Source organism: Streptomyces sp. NPDC058697 (genome assembly GCF_042715345.1).
Lineage (GTDB): Bacteria > Actinomycetota > Actinomycetes > Streptomycetales > Streptomycetaceae > Streptomyces > Streptomyces liliifuscus.
Window position 1 is genome coordinate 118,403 of sequence record NZ_JBHXSU010000017.1, and the last position, 15,330, is coordinate 133,732.

A 15,330-nucleotide genomic window follows, 5' to 3' on the forward strand; every position below is an offset into this window, starting at 1 on the left:
CATTCCCGCCGGAACCCGTACAACTCATTCGCCGTATCCGAGGGTCGCCTTCTGGAGATTCGGCCGGCGACGGGTCGCCCGAACGACCGGCTGACCGCTCACCCGCCACCCCTCACCCACCGTCCACCGTCCACCGTCCGCCACCCGTCATCCGACACCCCTCACCCGCCACCCACCACCCACCACTCAAACCAGTTCAGCTTGCGGCTCCGGTTTCGGTTGTCGCGACGGTGTGGGGCTCGGCTCCCACAGTGCGGCGGTCCTTGCGTATCCGTAGATCACAGAGGTCATTGCCAGCAGGAGAAGGGGGCCGAACACCCACGGATGCCTGGCCATCTCCAGCGGCAGGAAGCGGTACGACACCAGGAGCGCGGCGAAGACGGTCGTGCCGTAGGCGGCCAGTTGGAGCCCCGCTCGGTCCCAGCCGCGGTCGGACGAGCGCAGCGCCGCCTCGACCGTGAGCGTGAACACCACGCCTGCGATGAGATCCACGCCGTAGTGGTAGCCGAATCCCAGCGTTGCGCCGAGCGTGGCCACCAGCCAGAACGTGCCCGCGAATCGCAGAGTCCGCGGCGCATTCCGGGAGTGGATGTAGATCGCGGTGGCCCACGCCGTGTGCAGGCTGGGCATGCAGTTCCGTGGGGTGATCGCGTCGAACGGCATGGGATGCGGCGTGCTGATCGGCGGCAGAGTCTGCGGCCACAGGTCGGCCACCGCCCACTGTCCGCTGGGCGGCGCTTCCGGCCACAGGCCGACCGACGACCAGTGCTCGACACCGGTGCCGTAGGCGAAGACCGGTCCGACCACCGGGAAGACCAGGTAGGTGGCGGGCCCGAGGAGGCCGATCACCAGAAACGTACGCACCAGATGGTGGCGCGGGAAGCGGCGCTCGGCCGCCACGTGGCGCAGTTGGTACAGCGCGACGACGACCGCGGCCACCGCGAGCTGGCCGTAGACGATGTTGAGGAGGTTGGAGCCGACCGGGCCGGTGGCCTCGACGATCCGGCCCACCAGCCACGACGGGTTGCCCAGCGCGTGATCGGCGGTCGCCACGTACTGGTCGAGCACCCCCGGGCGGGTCTTGGAGGTGATGAGCAGCCAGGTGTCGCCAGTCTTGCGGCCGGCCACCAGCAGCAGGCCCATCCCGACGCCCTTCAGCAGCAGGACGCGTTCCTGGCCGGTGCGACTCGTGACGGCGATGACCGCGCAGCCCAGCATCACCCACAACGCGCCGTTGCCGAACGGGTGGCCGTCGGTCACCTTGGCGTCCACCGCCCACCGGACCGCCGCGAGGGCGATGTCGACACCGATCGCGGCGCCGACCGCGATGAACCGCTGCCGCCAGGTGAGGACCACCATCATCAACGCCATACCGGCGTACAGCAGAAAGCCGGATTTGGGAGCGAAGATCACCTCCCGCGCCTGATTGGTCATCGGCCCCGGCTGGCCGTAGTGACGTGCGGCTATCTCCAGCGCCACGAGGAATCCGAGGCCCACGGCACCCGCCGCGGCCCAGAGTCCCGCCCGTGGCCCACGCGGCATGGAGAGCGTGATTCTGCTTCTTGCGCGCGCAGAATCACGCCAGGTTATGTGTCTCAATTTTCAGCCGATTTAATAGATTTTGATTTTGATCAGCGGGCGGAGTGAGGTCCGGTCGCCGCCTTCCCGTCGGGGCCGCGTCCTCCCTCATGAAGAACAGCCCGCCCGACGAGGGAAGACGGAAAGATCACGCTCCGGGTTCCGGCCTCGTCCTTGCCTCGTCACATCTGTTGGAGGCGGTACGCGCTGAGGGCCAGGACGACCAGGGCCGCGTCCTCCGGGCGCCTGGGGTCGCGGCCGGTGAGTTCGGCGAAGCGGTTGAGGCGCTGCTGGATCGTGTTGCGGTGGCAGTACAGGGCTGCGGCCGTGTCGGCGATGGAACCGCTGCCCGACAGGTGGACCTGGACGGTCTCCAGCAGCCGGTCCGCCTCCGCCGGGGGAACTCCCGTGCGCAGCCCGCCGAGCACGTCGGCCGCCAGATCGTGGCCGAGGTCCCCGGCCCGGTGGACCAGGACGTCGAGCCAGCTGTCCTCCAGCCGATGCGGCTGCGTGGCGTCGCCCGGCAGCACCCGGGCCGTGGCGGTCGCCAGCGTCACCGCACGCGGCACCTCGGTGAGCCCGGCCACCACGGAGGAGACACCGCACGGCGTCCCCTCCAGCTGTGCCAGCACCGCTTCCCCGGTCAGCCGGGAGCCCAGCTGGACGACCAGGACCATGTCCGAGGCGACCGCCTGCTGCTGCAGCGGCGCACCGAGGACGCGGAGCGCGTTCGCGACTCCGCGCAGCGACGCCTCACCGCCACCGGGCGCGACCGCGCACAGGAACTGCCCGGACGCCTGGAACCCGAGAGCCCGCGCGGCGTCCTGCACCACGGTGGGATTGCGGCCGCCGCTGTCCAGGAGCCGACCGAACCACAGCCTCCGCTCGTCCTCCGTGCGCCGCCCCATCTCCAGCACGGTGCGCTGGTAGGCGGTCATGATGCCGGTGACGTGGTGCTCGACCGCCTCCCACACGTAGTAGGCGGAGGTGACCAGCTGCGCCCTGCCCTCGTCCCCCGCGCGCCTCACCAGCGCGGCCCAGACGACCCGGAAGTCCACACGGGCGGCCTGCAGCAGCGCGTCCAGCGGAACGCCCTGCCGGGCGCGCTGTTCACCGACCCGCCCGGATACACCGGCGACATGCTCAGGCACCGGCAGCTGCGCGACGGTACGCAGCAGGAGCTCGAACGCCTGCCAGGCGCTGTCGCGGAACTCCTGCGGCGACACCATCTCCGAGTAGGAGGCCCGGACCGGCCCCACGTACTCGGCCCACTCGTCGACCAGGCTGTCGATCTCCTCCAGACACTGGCGCGCCAGAGCGACGACGTGCGGGTCCGGCGGCGGCAGGGCCGAGTGCGGCGAGTGCGAGGTCGGAGGCGGGGTACGCATGGGCTCCATCGTGCCTCGTCCTCACCTGGCAGAACCCCGGGGTCAGCCCGCCCGGCCTGCCCGTCCCGCCTCTCCCCGTACGCGTACGACCTTCCGGTTGACGAACTCGGCCATTCCGTACGCGCCCAACTCCCGCCCCACGCCGGACAGTTTGACCCCTCCGAAGGGGAGGTCCTCCTGGGTGCCGGAGGGGCCGTTGATCGAGACCATGCCGACGTCGAGCGCGTCGGCGACCGCCTTCGCGGCGGCGATGTCACGGCCGAAAACGACACTGCCGAGGCCGTACGGGGTGTCGTTGGCGAGGCGGATCGCCGCCGCGGTGTCGGGGACGCGGTGGACGACCGCGACCGGTCCGAAGATCTCCTCCTGGTACGCGCGCATGCCGGGGGTCACACCGGTGAGGACGGTCGGTTCGACGAAGGCGCCCTCGCGGGCCGGCCGCCCGCCTCCGGTGACCGCCGTCGCGCCCCGCTCCACCGCGTCCTCCACCTGCGCAATCACCGTCCGGGCGGCCTCCTCGGAGGAGAGGGGGCCGAAGGAGACGCCGTCGTCGGTGGGGTCTCCGACGGTCAGGGCCCGCACCGCGTCGGTGAAGGCGGCCAGGAAGCGGTCGTGGACGGAGTCGACCACGATGAACCGCTTCGAGGCGGTGCACGCCTGGCCCGCGTTGCCCATCCGGCCCTCGACGGCCGCGCCGACGGCGGCCTCCAGGTCGGCGTCGGGCAGGACGACGAAGGGGTCGGAGCCGCCGAGTTCGAGGACGTACTTCTTCAGGTGGCGGCCCGCGATCTCGCCCACCGCGCGCCCGGCCCGCTCCGAGCCCGTGAGCGAGACGCCCTGGACCCGCGGGTCCGCGATGACGCGGGCGACCTGCTCGTTGGTGGCGTACACGTTGACGTACGCGCCCGTCGGGAGCCCCGCCGCCCTCATCATGTCCTCGATGGCCTGCGCCGACTCGGGGCAGCTCGGGGCGTGCTTGAGGACGACCGTGTTGCCGAGGACGAGGTTCGGGGCCGCGAAGCGGGCGACCTGGTAGTACGGGTAGTTCCACGGCATCACGCCGAGCAGCGCGCCGAGCGGCTCGGACCGTACGACCACCTCGTCGCCACCGCGGATGTCGAGCCGCCGGTCCGCGGCGAAGTCGGGGCCGTGCTCCGCGTAGTACGCGAAGATCGCCGCCGACAGGTCCACCTCGCCCAGTGCCTCGCGGGTGGTCTTGCCCATCTCTCGGGTGATGATCGCGGCCAGCTCCTCGCGCCGGTTCTCGAACTCCCGGGACACGGCGAGGACGAGGTCGGCGCGCTCCTTGACGGGGCGTCGGCGCCACTCGGCGAACTCGTCCGCGGCGGCCGCGACCGCGCGGTCGACGGCGGCGTCGTCCGACGTCGGATACCGCCGCACGAGGGTGTTGGTGGCCGGGTCGACGATCTTGTACTCCGTCACGCGTTCCGTCTTGGTTTCCGTCGCGTGGTCCGTCTCGGTTTCCGTCGCGTGGTCCGTCTTGGTTTCCGTCGCGTGGTCCGTCTCGTGTTCCGTCACGTGCTTCTTCCCTTGCTGGGGTCTGGTTCTCGGTCAGCCGAGGTGGAGCAGCGTCCGGAGGTCCTCGCCCGCCCGGATCCGCGCGAGGAGGTCCGGCTCGGCCGCGTCCGACAGTTCCGCCTGCCGCACCACGGCGGCCAGCGCGGCCGGTGGCAGGGCGATCACTCCGTTGGCGTCGCCGAGGACGAGGTCGCCCGGCGCGACGCGGACACCGCCGATGTCCACGGGCACCTGGTGCCGCCCTCCCCCGCCGTCCAGCCGCTTGGTGGTCAGGCAGGTGGTGCCCCGGGCGTGGACGGGCAGGCCGGAGTGCGGATCGGTGAGCGCGTCCACGTCGGTCACCACTCCGTCGACGACGACACCCGCGGCCCCACGCGCCCGGGCCGCCGCGATCGTGACGGCGCCGACCGGCGCGTGGCTGTGGTCGCCGCCCATGTCGACGACCAGCACCTCGCCGGGGCGCAGCGCGACGAGCGCCCGGTTCACCGCGGCGGCGTCCGGAGCGTCGAGGGCGAGGGTGGCGGCCGTACCGGCCATCCGGCGCGGCTGCCCCAGCCGCCGTACGGCCGGGTCCACGAAGCCCTCTTCGAGGAAGTGGCCGAGGGTGGGGAGGTCGACGCGCCCGAGGCGCTCCAGCAGCTCCGCGTGTACGGGTCCGGCCTGGGCGGGGGCCTTCACCGCGCGGCCTCCGTCCTGACCACCGCGACACAGTCGATCTCCAGGGACACGCCCCACAGCCCCACGCACACAGTCGTCCTCGCGGGCCTGCGGTCGGCGAAGAATGCCTCGTACGCCTCGTTGTAGGGCGCGAGTTGGTCCGGTGAGCTGAGGTAGGTGTTGACCTTGACGACGTGGTCGAGATCGGAGCCCGCCGCGTGGAGCACGGCTTCGAGGTTGCGGAGCGTCGCGTGCACGTCGTCCTCGAAGGTGCCGGTCGACCGGCCCGGAGCGGCGGGTATCTGTCCGGTGGTGAAGACGAAACCGCCGGCGGACGTCGCCTGGACGTACGGACCCACGGCGGCCGGAACGCCGGGCGCCGAGCCGATCCGCGTGATCCCGCCGGTGCCTGTGCCTACAGCAGTGCCCGCACCCGTGCCCGTACCCGTGCTCATACGACGGCCTTGACCGGACGCGCGGCGGGCGTGGACTGCAGGCCCGGCTCGTCGATGTCGCCGAAGCGGGTCTCCGCGAGGAGGAGCAGGGCCAGCAGGGACACGGTCGCCGCGCCGAGTACGTACCAGGCGATCGAGGAGCTGCTCCCGGTGGCCGTCAGCAGCCACGCGGTGACGGCCGGGGTCGCCGCGGAGCCCAGCAGGCCCGACAGCATGTAGGAGACCGAGAGGCCCGAGTACCGCACGCGAGTGCCGAAGAGTTCGGCGAGGAAGGTCGCGATGGGGCCGTAGTTGGCGGAGAACGCGAGCATCATCAGCGCGTAGGCCACGAAGACCAGCGGCGCCGATCCGGTGTCGAGGAGCCAGAAGAACGGGAAGGCGAGTACGGCCTCCGCCGCGATGCCCGCGTAGATGACGGGCTTGCGGCCGACGCGGTCGGACAGCCGGCCGAAGTACGGGATGGCCAGGAACGCGACGGCGCAGGACACCATGACCGCCCACAGCATCAGGTTCTTCGAGTGCCCCAGGTCGTTGGTGCCGTAGCTGACGCCGGAGGCCACCATCAGGGTGAAGGTCGACCCGGTGGAGAGGGTCGCGACACCGCCCAGCAGCACCTGGCGCCAGTACCGGGCCATCAGGGCGAAGAACGGGATCCTCGCCTTGGCCCCCTCCTGCCTGACCGCCTGGAAGGACGGCGTCTCCTCGATGTGCAGCCGGATGTAGAAGCCGATCCCGACGAGGATCGCCGAGGCCAGGAATGGGATCCGCCAGCCCCACGAGTACAGCGCCTCGGTGCTCGTCGTGGAGGCCACCACCAGGAACGCCCCGTTGGCGAGCAGCGTCCCGATCGGTACGCCGATCTGGACCATGGAACCGAAGAACCCGCGCCGGTTCTCCGGTGCGTGCTCGACGGTCATCAGTACGGCACCGCCCCACTCGCCCCCGAGCGCGAGGCCCTGCACCACCCGCAGGCCCAGCAGCAGGAGGGGCGCGGCCACACCGAGGGTGTCGTAGCCGGGGACGAGGCCGATGCAGAAGGTGGCCACGCCCATCGCCGTCAGGGAGATCAGCAGCATGGACTTGCGGCCGAGACGGTCGCCGAAGTGCCCGAAGAGCACCGCGCCCACCATGCGCGCCAGGTAGGCGGAGGCGAAGGTGAGGAACGACAGGATCGTGCCGACGGCACCGCCGAACTCGGGGAAGAACACCTTGCCGAAGACCAGCGCGGAAGCGGTGCCGAACAGGAACAGGTCGTACCACTCAACCGTGGTGCCGACCATGCTGGCGAGGGAGATCCTGCGCATCTTCGTCGCGTCGAGCCGGCTGTCCGGGGTCGGCGGGGAAGCGGGAGCGGTCATGGGGACTCCGGTCTGGGTTCTGAGGTCTGAGGTCTGAGCCGAGGAATCGTCTGGGGACTGTGCGGGCGCCATCGGGTCGGCCCACCGTGCAACGACCTCTTCGCCGGCCACAAGAAGCAGAAGCACACCGCCACGGGCCGTCGACTGTGCACATGACCAATGGGCCACGTCGGGCTTCGAACCCCGGATGAAAACTTCTTGTTACGGACATGGGGGTGGGGTGGCGCAACAGGCGGGGCTCGGACTCCGGCCGCCTGCCCGGCTCTGTTCATCTGCACACCGGGGCGCCCGTATCCGGGGGCCTTTGCCCCGTGTTTCCCGACGCCTCCGAGGCAACACTGGCCGGGCAACCGCGGCCTCAAGAGAAGGAACAGACCCCGATGGCGAACGTCGCAACCGAGCCCGCCGAACCCACGGAGCGCCCCCTCTCCGCCGGCCATCTGATCGTCGCGCAGCTGGAGCGCGAGGGCGTACGGCGGGTGTACGGCGTTCCCGGTGAGTCCTTTCTCGACGTCCTCGACGGCCTGCACGACTCGCCGGTCTCGACGGTGGTGACCCGGCACGAGGGCGGTGCGGGCTTCATGGCGCTGGCGGAGGGCCGGCTGACCGGGCTGCCCGGGGTGGCGATGGTCACCCGGGGTCCGGGCGCCGCGAACGCCTTCATCGCCGTGCACACCGCGTACCAGGACGCGACGCCGATGATCCTCTTCGTCGGGCTGATCCCGGTGGCCGACCGCGGCCGGGAGGCGTTCCAGGAGTTCGACCTCACCGGGTGGTTCGGCAGCACGGCGAAGAAGGTCGTCATGCTGGACGACCCGACCGCGGCCGCCCGTGTCGTCGCGGAGAGCGTCCACGTGGCGCGGAGCGGTCGGCCCGGTCCCGTGGTGATCGGCCTTCCCGAGGACGTCCTCACCCTGCCCGCGGGCCCCTCCGGCGTGGTCCGGCCGCTCGCGGTGCCCCGGCCGCGGGCCGCCGAGGCGGAGCTGAAGGAGCTGGTGCGCCGGTTCGAGCGCGCGCGGCGGCCCCTCGTCGTGGTCGGCGGCGAGGAGTGGACCGCGGAGAGCGGCCAGGAACTCATGCGCTGGGCGACACGGCACTCGATCCCGGTGCTCGCCGACTTCCGTGCCTACGACGCGGTCCCGCATGACCTCGAACAGGGCCTTGAGCAGGGCGTTGAGCAGGGGCTTGCCGAGCGCCCTGACCAGCGCCTTGGGCAGGAGCTCGAATGCACCGGCACAGGCACAGGCGCCTACGTCGGCTCGCTCGGGTACGGCCGCGCCGATCACGCGGCCCGGCTGCTGGACGAGGCGGACCTCACGGTCTTCCTCGGCGCTCCGCGCGGCGACGTGCTCAGCGACGGGTACACCCGCGGCCTCGACTCCGAGACGGTGCTCGTCCTGCCCGGCGAGGCGCGGGGCCACTGCGGCCGCATCGACCAGTTCGTCTCGGCCCACGCGCCGACCTTCGTCCTCGACCTGGTCACCGTGTCCGCGGCGCCCGACACGGACGTCGAGTGGTTCGTGTCCGCCAGGGAGGCGCACACCCGCTTCACGACTCCCACGCCCGAGCCGACGGCCTCGGACGACTCGGGCGACGACGCCTATGTCGACCTCACCGCGGTCATGGCCGTACTGCGCGAAGAACTCGCCCCCGACGCCGTCATCACCTACGGCGCCGGAAACCACGCCCTCTGGCCGGCCCGCTACCTTCCGCACCGCAGCCCGGCCTCACTCGTCGCGCCCCGCAACGGCGCCATGGGCGTGGGCATACCGGCCGCCGTCGCCGCCTCGCTTGCCTTCCCCGGCCGCGAGGTCGTGTCCGTCGCGGGCGACGGCTGCTTCCTGATGAACGGCCAGGAGCTGGCCACCGCGGTGGGTCACGGCGCCGTCTTCGTCGCCCTGGTCGTCGACAACGGCTGCTACGCGACGATCCGCGAGCACCAGGAGGGCGCCTATCCGGGCCGCCCGTCGGGCACCCGGCTGACCAACCCGGACTTCGCGGCATGGGCCCGCTCGTACGGCGCGTACGGCGAGACCGTGACCTCGGACCGCGACTTCCGCGAGGCGTTCCGGCGGGCCCGCGCGAGCGGCCTCCCGGCCGTGCTGCACCTGATCCAGGACCCGACGGTCCGCGCACCGGCGACCACGCCCGTCTGAGCCCCCCTCCCCCCTCTCTTCTCTTCTCTCACAAACCGACAGGACGTGATCATGAGCACCCCCGACGCCACCCTCCTGAAGGACTTCGCGACCCTCTCGGCGTTCGGCGCCACCCCGGCCGGCGGAGTCGAGCGCCAGGCCGCCACCGCCGCCGACGGAGAACAGCGCGCCTGGCTGCACCAGTGGCTCACCGCCCGCGGCGCCGAGGTCCGCTACGACGCGGTGGGCAACCAGTTCGGCCTCTTCACCGTCACCCCCGGAGCCCCGTACGTCCTCACCGGCTCCCACCTGGACAGCCAGCCGCTCGGCGGCCGCTACGACGGGGCGTACGGCGTCCTCGCCTCGGCCCACGCGGCACACCGGGCCGTCCAGCGGTACGGCGACTCGGACGGGACGCCGCGCCACAACGTGGCCGTCGTCAACTGGTTCAACGAGGAGGGCTCCCGCTTCAAGCCGAGCATGATGGGCAGCGCGGTCTTCACGGGCAAGCTCCCGGCCCGGACAGCGCTCACGACCACCGACCCCACGGGGACCACGGTCGAGACCGCCCTCCGCGAGATCGGCACGATCGGCGACTATCCCGGCCCGGACGTGGCGGCGTACGCCGAGATCCACATCGAGCAGGGCCGCGACCTGGAGAACAAGGGGCTCAACATCGGCCTGGTGGACTCCACTTGGGCGGCCCGCAAGTACCAGGTCGTGGTCCGTGGCGAGCAGTCGCACACCGGGTCCACGATCATGGCGGACCGCCGTGACGCCCTCCTCGGCGCCTCACTCCTGGTCGTGGCCGTGCGCGAACTGGCCGAGCAGAGCACCGACACACCGCTGCACACCTCGGTCAGCGAGATGACCGTCCTGCCCAACTCCCCCGTGGTGGTCGCCCGCGAGGTACGCATGCACGTCGACCTGCGCTCCCCCGACGAGGCCCTGCTCGACGCGGCGGCCAAGAAAATGGCCGAGTCGATCCCCGGCATCGAGGAGCGTGCCTCGGTCACCGTCGAGCAGGTCCAGACACACGGCTGGGGCGTGGCGGCCTTCCCGGCGGCCGGGGTCGAACTCGCGGCCCGGGCGGCCGACGAGCTGGGCCTCAGCCACCAGACCATGATGACCATCGCGGGCCACGACTCCGTGAACATGAAAGACATCGCACCCTCGATCATGCTCTTCGTCCCCAGCGTCGAGGGAATCTCCCACAACGAGGGCGAGTCGACGGCCGACACCGACATCAGCGCGGGCACCGACCTGCTGACCGAGGTGGTCCACCGGCTCATGTCGGGCGCGCTGGACTGAGCCCGGACCGATCACGGACTCACCACGCCGTCGCCAGCCAGGCCGCCAGGATCTGGAGTACGAGGAAGCCGAGGGCGGCGAGTATCGCGAGGGCGGGGGCCGTCCCGGTGAGCGGCGGCAGTAGGAGGCCGGCGGCGCCGAGGATCTCGACGGTCCCGATGGCCCGGACGGCCCCCATGGGAACCGTGTCCACCCAGCCCATCATGGGCGCCAGCCGCTCCTTGTAAGCAGGCACATGGTCGGTGACTATCGAGACCCTCACAAAAGGCACACCGCATGCTCACCCGCACGGTCCGGCACCTGGAGCGCGACGGCCTCGTGTCCCGCACGGCGTACGCCGAGGTCCCGCCCCGCGTGGAGTACGAACTCACCCCGATGGGGCGGACCTTGATCGAGCCCGCCGTGGCGCTGGCCGAGTGGGCCGTCGACAACAACCCGGACATCGAGCGGAACCAGAGGGCGTACGACACGGGGCGTCCCTGAGACCCCGGCCGCGGTGGGCCGGAGTCACTCGGGCTGCTGAAAGGCGCTCAGGGGCCGTTCACTGGCCGAGCGGCGCCGGTGGTGTGGCGTCCGGGACTGCGGGGGTCGGGGCCGGCGGGTGGGCGGTCCTCGTCCGTTCTCTCGTGAGGGCGGCGGTGAGGGTGCGGGCCTGGAGCGGATCGGCGGGCAGGACGTGGGAGGCGAACCAGCGGGCGGACGACGGGTCGGGGGACGGTTCGGCGAACTCCGCGCCCGCGTAGTCGTCGAGCGGGGGATCGTAGATGTAGCCCGCGACCACTCCGTGTCCCACCAGGCGCTCCACGAGGGCGTCACGGTCGTGGACCAGGAGCGGGACCCGGAAGAGGGGCAGCGGGCCGCCCCGTGCCGCGCGGTCGCGGAGTGCCGGCGAGGCCCAGGCCGTACCGGAGAGGACGCTGACGCCCGCCCGGCGACGCGTGAGGTTCTCGTCGAGCAGCGCCATGCGAAGCTTCAACTGGCCCCGCACCAGGGTTCCGTGGCGGGTCCGGAAGTCGTGGAGGTCGACGCGTATCCATGGCTCGTACGCGGTCAGGCTCGGCGCCCGGAGTGCGCTGACGGAGAGCCGGGGTGCGTGCAGGGCCATGCGGAAGTCGTCGCGTTCGAGGAGGCCGAGGCGCTGCATCGTCCGCCAGGCCGGGCGCACCAGGTGCAGCGTGCGGACGGCCGAACGCGCCAGTGGACGCAGGGCAGTTGCCAGGTCGCCGGCCAGGCGGCCCGGGACCAGGAGGTCGTCCCGCAGCAGCTCCAGCTCCCGGCGGGTGCGCGCGTCCTCCACGGCCAGGAAGCCGCCCGCCATCGCCGCCACGTGCTTGGAGAGGCTGAAGGCCGCCGCCGTTCCGAACGTCCCGATCGGCTGCCCGTCCAGGTGCGTGCCGATCGCGTGCGCGGCGTCCTCGATCAGGGGTATCCCCAACTCCTCGCAGCGCAGGCGTAGTTCGACGACCCGGTCCGGCATGCCGTACAGGTTCGTGGTGAGGACGGCGTCCACGCCGCGCCAGGTGGACTCGGGTACGGCGGCCGGGTCGATGTTGCCGTCCCAGACCGACACGGGGGCCATCACCGGGCGCAGTCCGGCCGCGAGGACGACGAAGAGGATCACGTCGTCGTTCACCGGTGACATCAGCACCCGCCCGCCAGGCCGGCACCAGCGCCGCAGTGCCAGGTACAGGGCCAGACGTGCCGAGGGCGTGTAGACGCACTCCCGTCCGAGTCGACGTGCCATCGTCGCGGCGAGCCGCGATCCGTACGGCATCGTCACCTCTCCCGCCGCGGGGCCGCATTGCCCCGCGCGCTCACGGTGCCCTGTACGTTCGCATTCCGCTGCGAGTTGGCGTTCGCGTTCCCCGGCGGGTTCGCGGTGCCCTGCGCGCTCACGCCCCGCTGCCCGTCCGCGTTCCGTCGAGGGCCGGCGCCGGAGCCCATGCCCGCGCCCATGCCCGCGCCGGAGCCCATGCGGCCCGTCGTACGCAGCGTGCCGACCGTCTTCAGCAGCCGGTCGGCCGGTTCCCGCAGCCGTGGATGGGCCAGGACCGTGTTCCGCAGCCCGCGTACCGGCCTGCGCCACAGCCGGTGTGCCGTGGCCACCGGGTGGGGGCGGACCGCGAAGCCCTCGCCCACGCGCAGTTCGCGGGTCTTGAGCCAGTCCTTCCACTCCTTGTCGCCGCGCCCCAGGTCCATGAGCCGCACACCGTCCCGGCCGGCGGCCTCGGCCATGCGCAGGTGCATGATCAGGCCGGGCGAGTAGTACTGGAGGTCGGGGTCGTACGCGGTGAACCACGGCGCGAACACCGTGCGCGACCTGGGCCCGAAGTGCGCGGCCACGGGCCGGTCCCCCGCGTACACCACGGACAGCACACCGGTGAAGTGCTCCTCGCGGACCTGGAACAGCTGCTCCACCAGCTCGACTATCCACGGCCGCGCGAACCGGTCCATCCGTCCCGTCCTGCGGTACTGGGCGGACTTCCACCGCATGAGCGTGCGCAGCGCTCCCGGATCGCGCTCGTCGAAGACGAACCGCATCTCGCCCAGGTCGCGCGCCAGCCGCCGTTCCTTCTTCAGCGTCGTCTTGGCCAGCCCCGGGTACGCGCCGCGCAGCCACTCCGCGTAGCTCGCGCAGTCGCCGTCCTTCAGGTCGATGGCGGGTGAGGCGAACGTCCCCGTGACGTAGGGCCCAAAAGGTTTCTGCTCCTCGACGAGGTGGTCGAACTCGAAGACGGAAAGACCGCAGGCCCGCAGCAGTTCCCGGGTGTCCCAGGCGACGCCGGGCCGGTGCACGAGGGCCTGGGCGTCGGAGAGACCGAGCCCGATGGCCCGGCCCACCCCTAAGGCGCTGCGCTCGTACGGGAGGAAGCCGACGGCCTCCTGGCCCTCGTGGAGGACCGCCACCCGCGCCCCGCCGCGGTGCCGGCCGATCCCCGCCGCGAACTCCGGTGCCAGGAAAGGGTTCGCGTAGTCCGGTGACTCGTCCATCGCGCGGTGCCAGGCCCGGCGCAGTGGCAGGCTCAGTTCCTCGGGTCTGTGGATCGTGATGGTGCTCATGGATCGCACGGGCAGCCCCCCATTCCCCCATGACGCGCTCTCCGCGTCCCGCCCCGCCTCGAACTGTTCGGCGGGGCTCAAACGTCGCGAAACAGCACGCACGCTGTCAAGGGTGGTGTGGGTAATGGAATCGTACAGATCGGACTGCCCCGGTCCGCCTCCGGGACGAGCCGCCGCCGGCCGCCGCCCGCCTCAGGTGAACGCGTGCCCTGATTGCCCTACAGTGAGAGGATCTTGTGACATCACGATCCGGTCCGCACGTCCCGGTCCGCACGTCCGGTCCACACATCCGGTTCCACACATCCAACGGGGGCTCACCATGGCGCTGTTCGGAAACGCGCACACCATCGATCCGGCGAAGGCGCAGCACGACTACGCGCGACTGCTCGGGCAGGACGAGCAGGTGTACGCGGCGTACCTGCTGATACGCGACACGATCCTCTTCACCGACCGCCGTCTCATCCTGGTCGACAAGCAGGGCATCACCGGCAAGAAGACGGAGTACCACTCCGTCCCCTACCGCAGCATCACCCACTTCTCGGTGGAGACCGCGGGCCATTTCGACCTCGACGCCGAGCTGAAGATCTGGATCTCCGGCACCCCGGCGCCGATCGAGAAGACCTTCACCAAGGGCGTGGACATCTACGAAGTGCAGGCGGTCCTCACGCAGTTCGTGGCGCGCTAGCCACGCGAGGCCCGGGACGCAGCCCCGGCGCCAGGCTCACCGTCACGGCGATCGACACCAGCGCCATCACCGTCATCGCCGTGCCCGGTGACGTCAGTTGGGCCGTCGCGCCCGCCAGGGCCGCTCCCACTCCCTGCATCGTCAGCATTCCGGAGGAGTGCAACCCCAGTGCGTGGCCGGACAGTTCGGGCTGGGTCACGGCCATGAGGCGCTCCTGTTGCAGGAGGCTCGCCGCGAAACCGGCCGAGGCCACGGCGGCGAGGACCGCCGCCAGGGCAGGCCCCGGGCGCAGAACGAAGAAGACGTACGGGGCGGCCAGCAGCAGAAGCAGCGGAACCCCAAGTCGCGGGCGCAGGCGGGGCGGCACGAAGCGGGCCACCGTGACATCCCCCGCCAGCATGCCCAGGGCCGCGCAGGCGAAGAGCAGGCCCGCGTGGCCGGGAGCGTACGAGACATAGAGGGACTCGCAGCCGACGATCAGGCCGTTGGGGATCCACAGGGCCAGGAACAGATGGCGGCGGGGGCCGGAGGCGAGCAGGGCCGCGTTCGTGCGCCGGGTCTCGCGCACAGAGGGGCGGCCCGTGGTTCTCGGCGGGCGGGCGGTCAGGGCGAGGCGGGACACCACGGCGGCCGTCACGTACAGGGCCGCCGCGGTGAGGAGCGTGCCGCGCGGGGACAGGAACGCGATGAGTACGCCTCCCGTCGCGAACCCCGCGACCTGCGTGATCCCGTTCGCCATGTTGAAGACCGAGCGGCCGAGGATGTAGCCGTCCTCGCGCAGGATCTCGTTCAGGAGGCCCCAGCGGACCCCGCCGCCCAGGGACGCCACCAGGCCCAGTACGAGGATCAGGGCGAAGATCCCCCACAGGGGCAGCGGGGCCGCCAGTGCCGCCGTACCCGCCGCGAACGCCAGCGCGGTGCCCGTCAGCGTGGCCCGGGGCGGCAGCCGGTCGGCCGCCGACAGGAGCGTGGTCGCGCCCAGCACCTGGGCCAGGGACGGACCGAACATGCTCAGGGCCGACAGCAGCGGCGAGTCCGTGGCCCGGTAGACCAGCGTGCCGAGCGCCAGACCGCTCATCGTCTGGGCGGCCACCTGCGCCGAGGAGGCCAGGAAGAGAGGGGTGAACTCGGGGGTACGGAAGAGGGACCGGTACGACGTCATGG

14 protein-coding genes are annotated in these 15,330 nt (G+C 71.6%); 4 read left to right on the forward strand and 10 right to left on the reverse strand.

All coding sequences use genetic code 11. The annotated features are described in order from the left end of the window. Positions 1-186 precede the first annotated feature (186 nt). The 6 genes from ACFWXQ_RS32485 to ACFWXQ_RS32510 form a co-directional block, all read right to left on the reverse strand. On the reverse strand, positions 187-1,542 hold the full coding sequence (locus ACFWXQ_RS32485; protein ID WP_383936476.1) for a phosphatase PAP2 family protein: 1,356 nt from the start codon (positions 1,540-1,542) through the stop codon (positions 187-189). Positions 1,543-1,760: 218 nt separating this feature from the next. Beyond that, positions 1,761-2,966 (reverse strand): PucR family transcriptional regulator, encoded by a 1,206-nt coding sequence (locus ACFWXQ_RS32490; RefSeq protein WP_383936478.1) that lies wholly within the window; start codon positions 2,964-2,966, stop codon positions 1,761-1,763. Between the two features lie 42 nt (positions 2,967-3,008). Continuing rightward, complete coding sequence (locus ACFWXQ_RS32495; RefSeq protein WP_386269778.1) at positions 3,009-4,409, reverse strand: NAD-dependent succinate-semialdehyde dehydrogenase; 1,401 nt, start codon at positions 4,407-4,409, stop codon at positions 3,009-3,011. A 129-nt stretch (positions 4,410-4,538) separates the two neighbouring features. After that, positions 4,539-5,183: an RraA family protein gene (locus tag ACFWXQ_RS32500; protein ID WP_383936480.1), complete on the reverse strand. Its 645-nt coding sequence runs from the start codon at positions 5,181-5,183 to the stop codon at positions 4,539-4,541. After that, on the reverse strand, positions 5,180-5,617 hold the full coding sequence (locus ACFWXQ_RS32505) for a RidA family protein (RefSeq protein ID WP_383936481.1): 438 nt from the start codon (positions 5,615-5,617) through the stop codon (positions 5,180-5,182). The genes ACFWXQ_RS32500 and ACFWXQ_RS32505 overlap by 4 nt, the downstream gene beginning before the upstream one ends. Then, complete coding sequence (locus ACFWXQ_RS32510; RefSeq protein WP_383936483.1) at positions 5,614-6,975, reverse strand: MFS transporter; 1,362 nt, start codon at positions 6,973-6,975, stop codon at positions 5,614-5,616. The genes ACFWXQ_RS32505 and ACFWXQ_RS32510 overlap by 4 nt, the downstream gene beginning before the upstream one ends. A gap of 380 nt (positions 6,976-7,355) precedes the next feature. Here ACFWXQ_RS32510 and ACFWXQ_RS32515 point away from each other — a divergent pair, with 380 nt between their 5' ends. Continuing rightward, positions 7,356-9,131 carry a thiamine pyrophosphate-dependent enzyme gene (locus ACFWXQ_RS32515; RefSeq protein WP_383936485.1) on the forward strand — a complete coding sequence of 592 codons (1,776 nt, stop codon included), beginning with the start codon at positions 7,356-7,358 and terminating at the stop codon, positions 9,129-9,131. Between the two features lie 51 nt (positions 9,132-9,182). After that, positions 9,183-10,421 carry a M20 family metallo-hydrolase gene (locus ACFWXQ_RS32520; RefSeq protein WP_383936487.1) on the forward strand — a complete coding sequence of 413 codons (1,239 nt, stop codon included), beginning with the start codon at positions 9,183-9,185 and terminating at the stop codon, positions 10,419-10,421. A 19-nt stretch (positions 10,422-10,440) separates the two neighbouring features. On the opposite strand, the gene ACFWXQ_RS32525 is transcribed toward ACFWXQ_RS32520, so the two are convergent. Beyond that, on the reverse strand, positions 10,441-10,683 hold the full coding sequence (locus tag ACFWXQ_RS32525) for a DoxX family protein (protein WP_383936489.1): 243 nt from the start codon (positions 10,681-10,683) through the stop codon (positions 10,441-10,443). A 14-nt stretch (positions 10,684-10,697) separates the two neighbouring features. Between ACFWXQ_RS32525 and ACFWXQ_RS32530 the strand changes: the two genes are divergently transcribed. Next, a complete protein-coding gene (locus tag ACFWXQ_RS32530; protein ID WP_383936491.1) occupies positions 10,698-10,904 on the forward strand; it encodes a winged helix-turn-helix transcriptional regulator in 207 nt (68 codons plus the stop codon). Between the two features lie 58 nt (positions 10,905-10,962). Here the strand turns inward: ACFWXQ_RS32530 and ACFWXQ_RS32535 are convergent, their stop codons facing one another. Continuing rightward, entirely contained in the window at positions 10,963-12,195 is a 1,233-nt protein-coding gene (locus ACFWXQ_RS32535; protein ID WP_383936492.1) for a DegT/DnrJ/EryC1/StrS family aminotransferase, read from the reverse strand. 2 nt (positions 12,196-12,197) lie between these two features. Then, positions 12,198-13,481: a GNAT family N-acetyltransferase gene (locus ACFWXQ_RS32540; RefSeq protein WP_383936494.1), complete on the reverse strand. Its 1,284-nt coding sequence runs from the start codon at positions 13,479-13,481 to the stop codon at positions 12,198-12,200. 319 nt (positions 13,482-13,800) lie between these two features. On the opposite strand from ACFWXQ_RS32540, the gene ACFWXQ_RS32545 reads away from it, so the two are divergent. Continuing rightward, entirely contained in the window at positions 13,801-14,166 is a 366-nt protein-coding gene (locus ACFWXQ_RS32545) for a PH domain-containing protein (protein ID WP_383936496.1), read from the forward strand. Here ACFWXQ_RS32545 and ACFWXQ_RS32550 read toward each other — a convergent pair. Beyond that, on the reverse strand, positions 14,144-15,328 hold the full coding sequence (locus ACFWXQ_RS32550; protein ID WP_383936528.1) for an MFS transporter: 1,185 nt from the start codon (positions 15,326-15,328) through the stop codon (positions 14,144-14,146). The genes ACFWXQ_RS32545 and ACFWXQ_RS32550 overlap by 23 nt on opposite strands. Positions 15,329-15,330 lie beyond the last annotated feature (2 nt).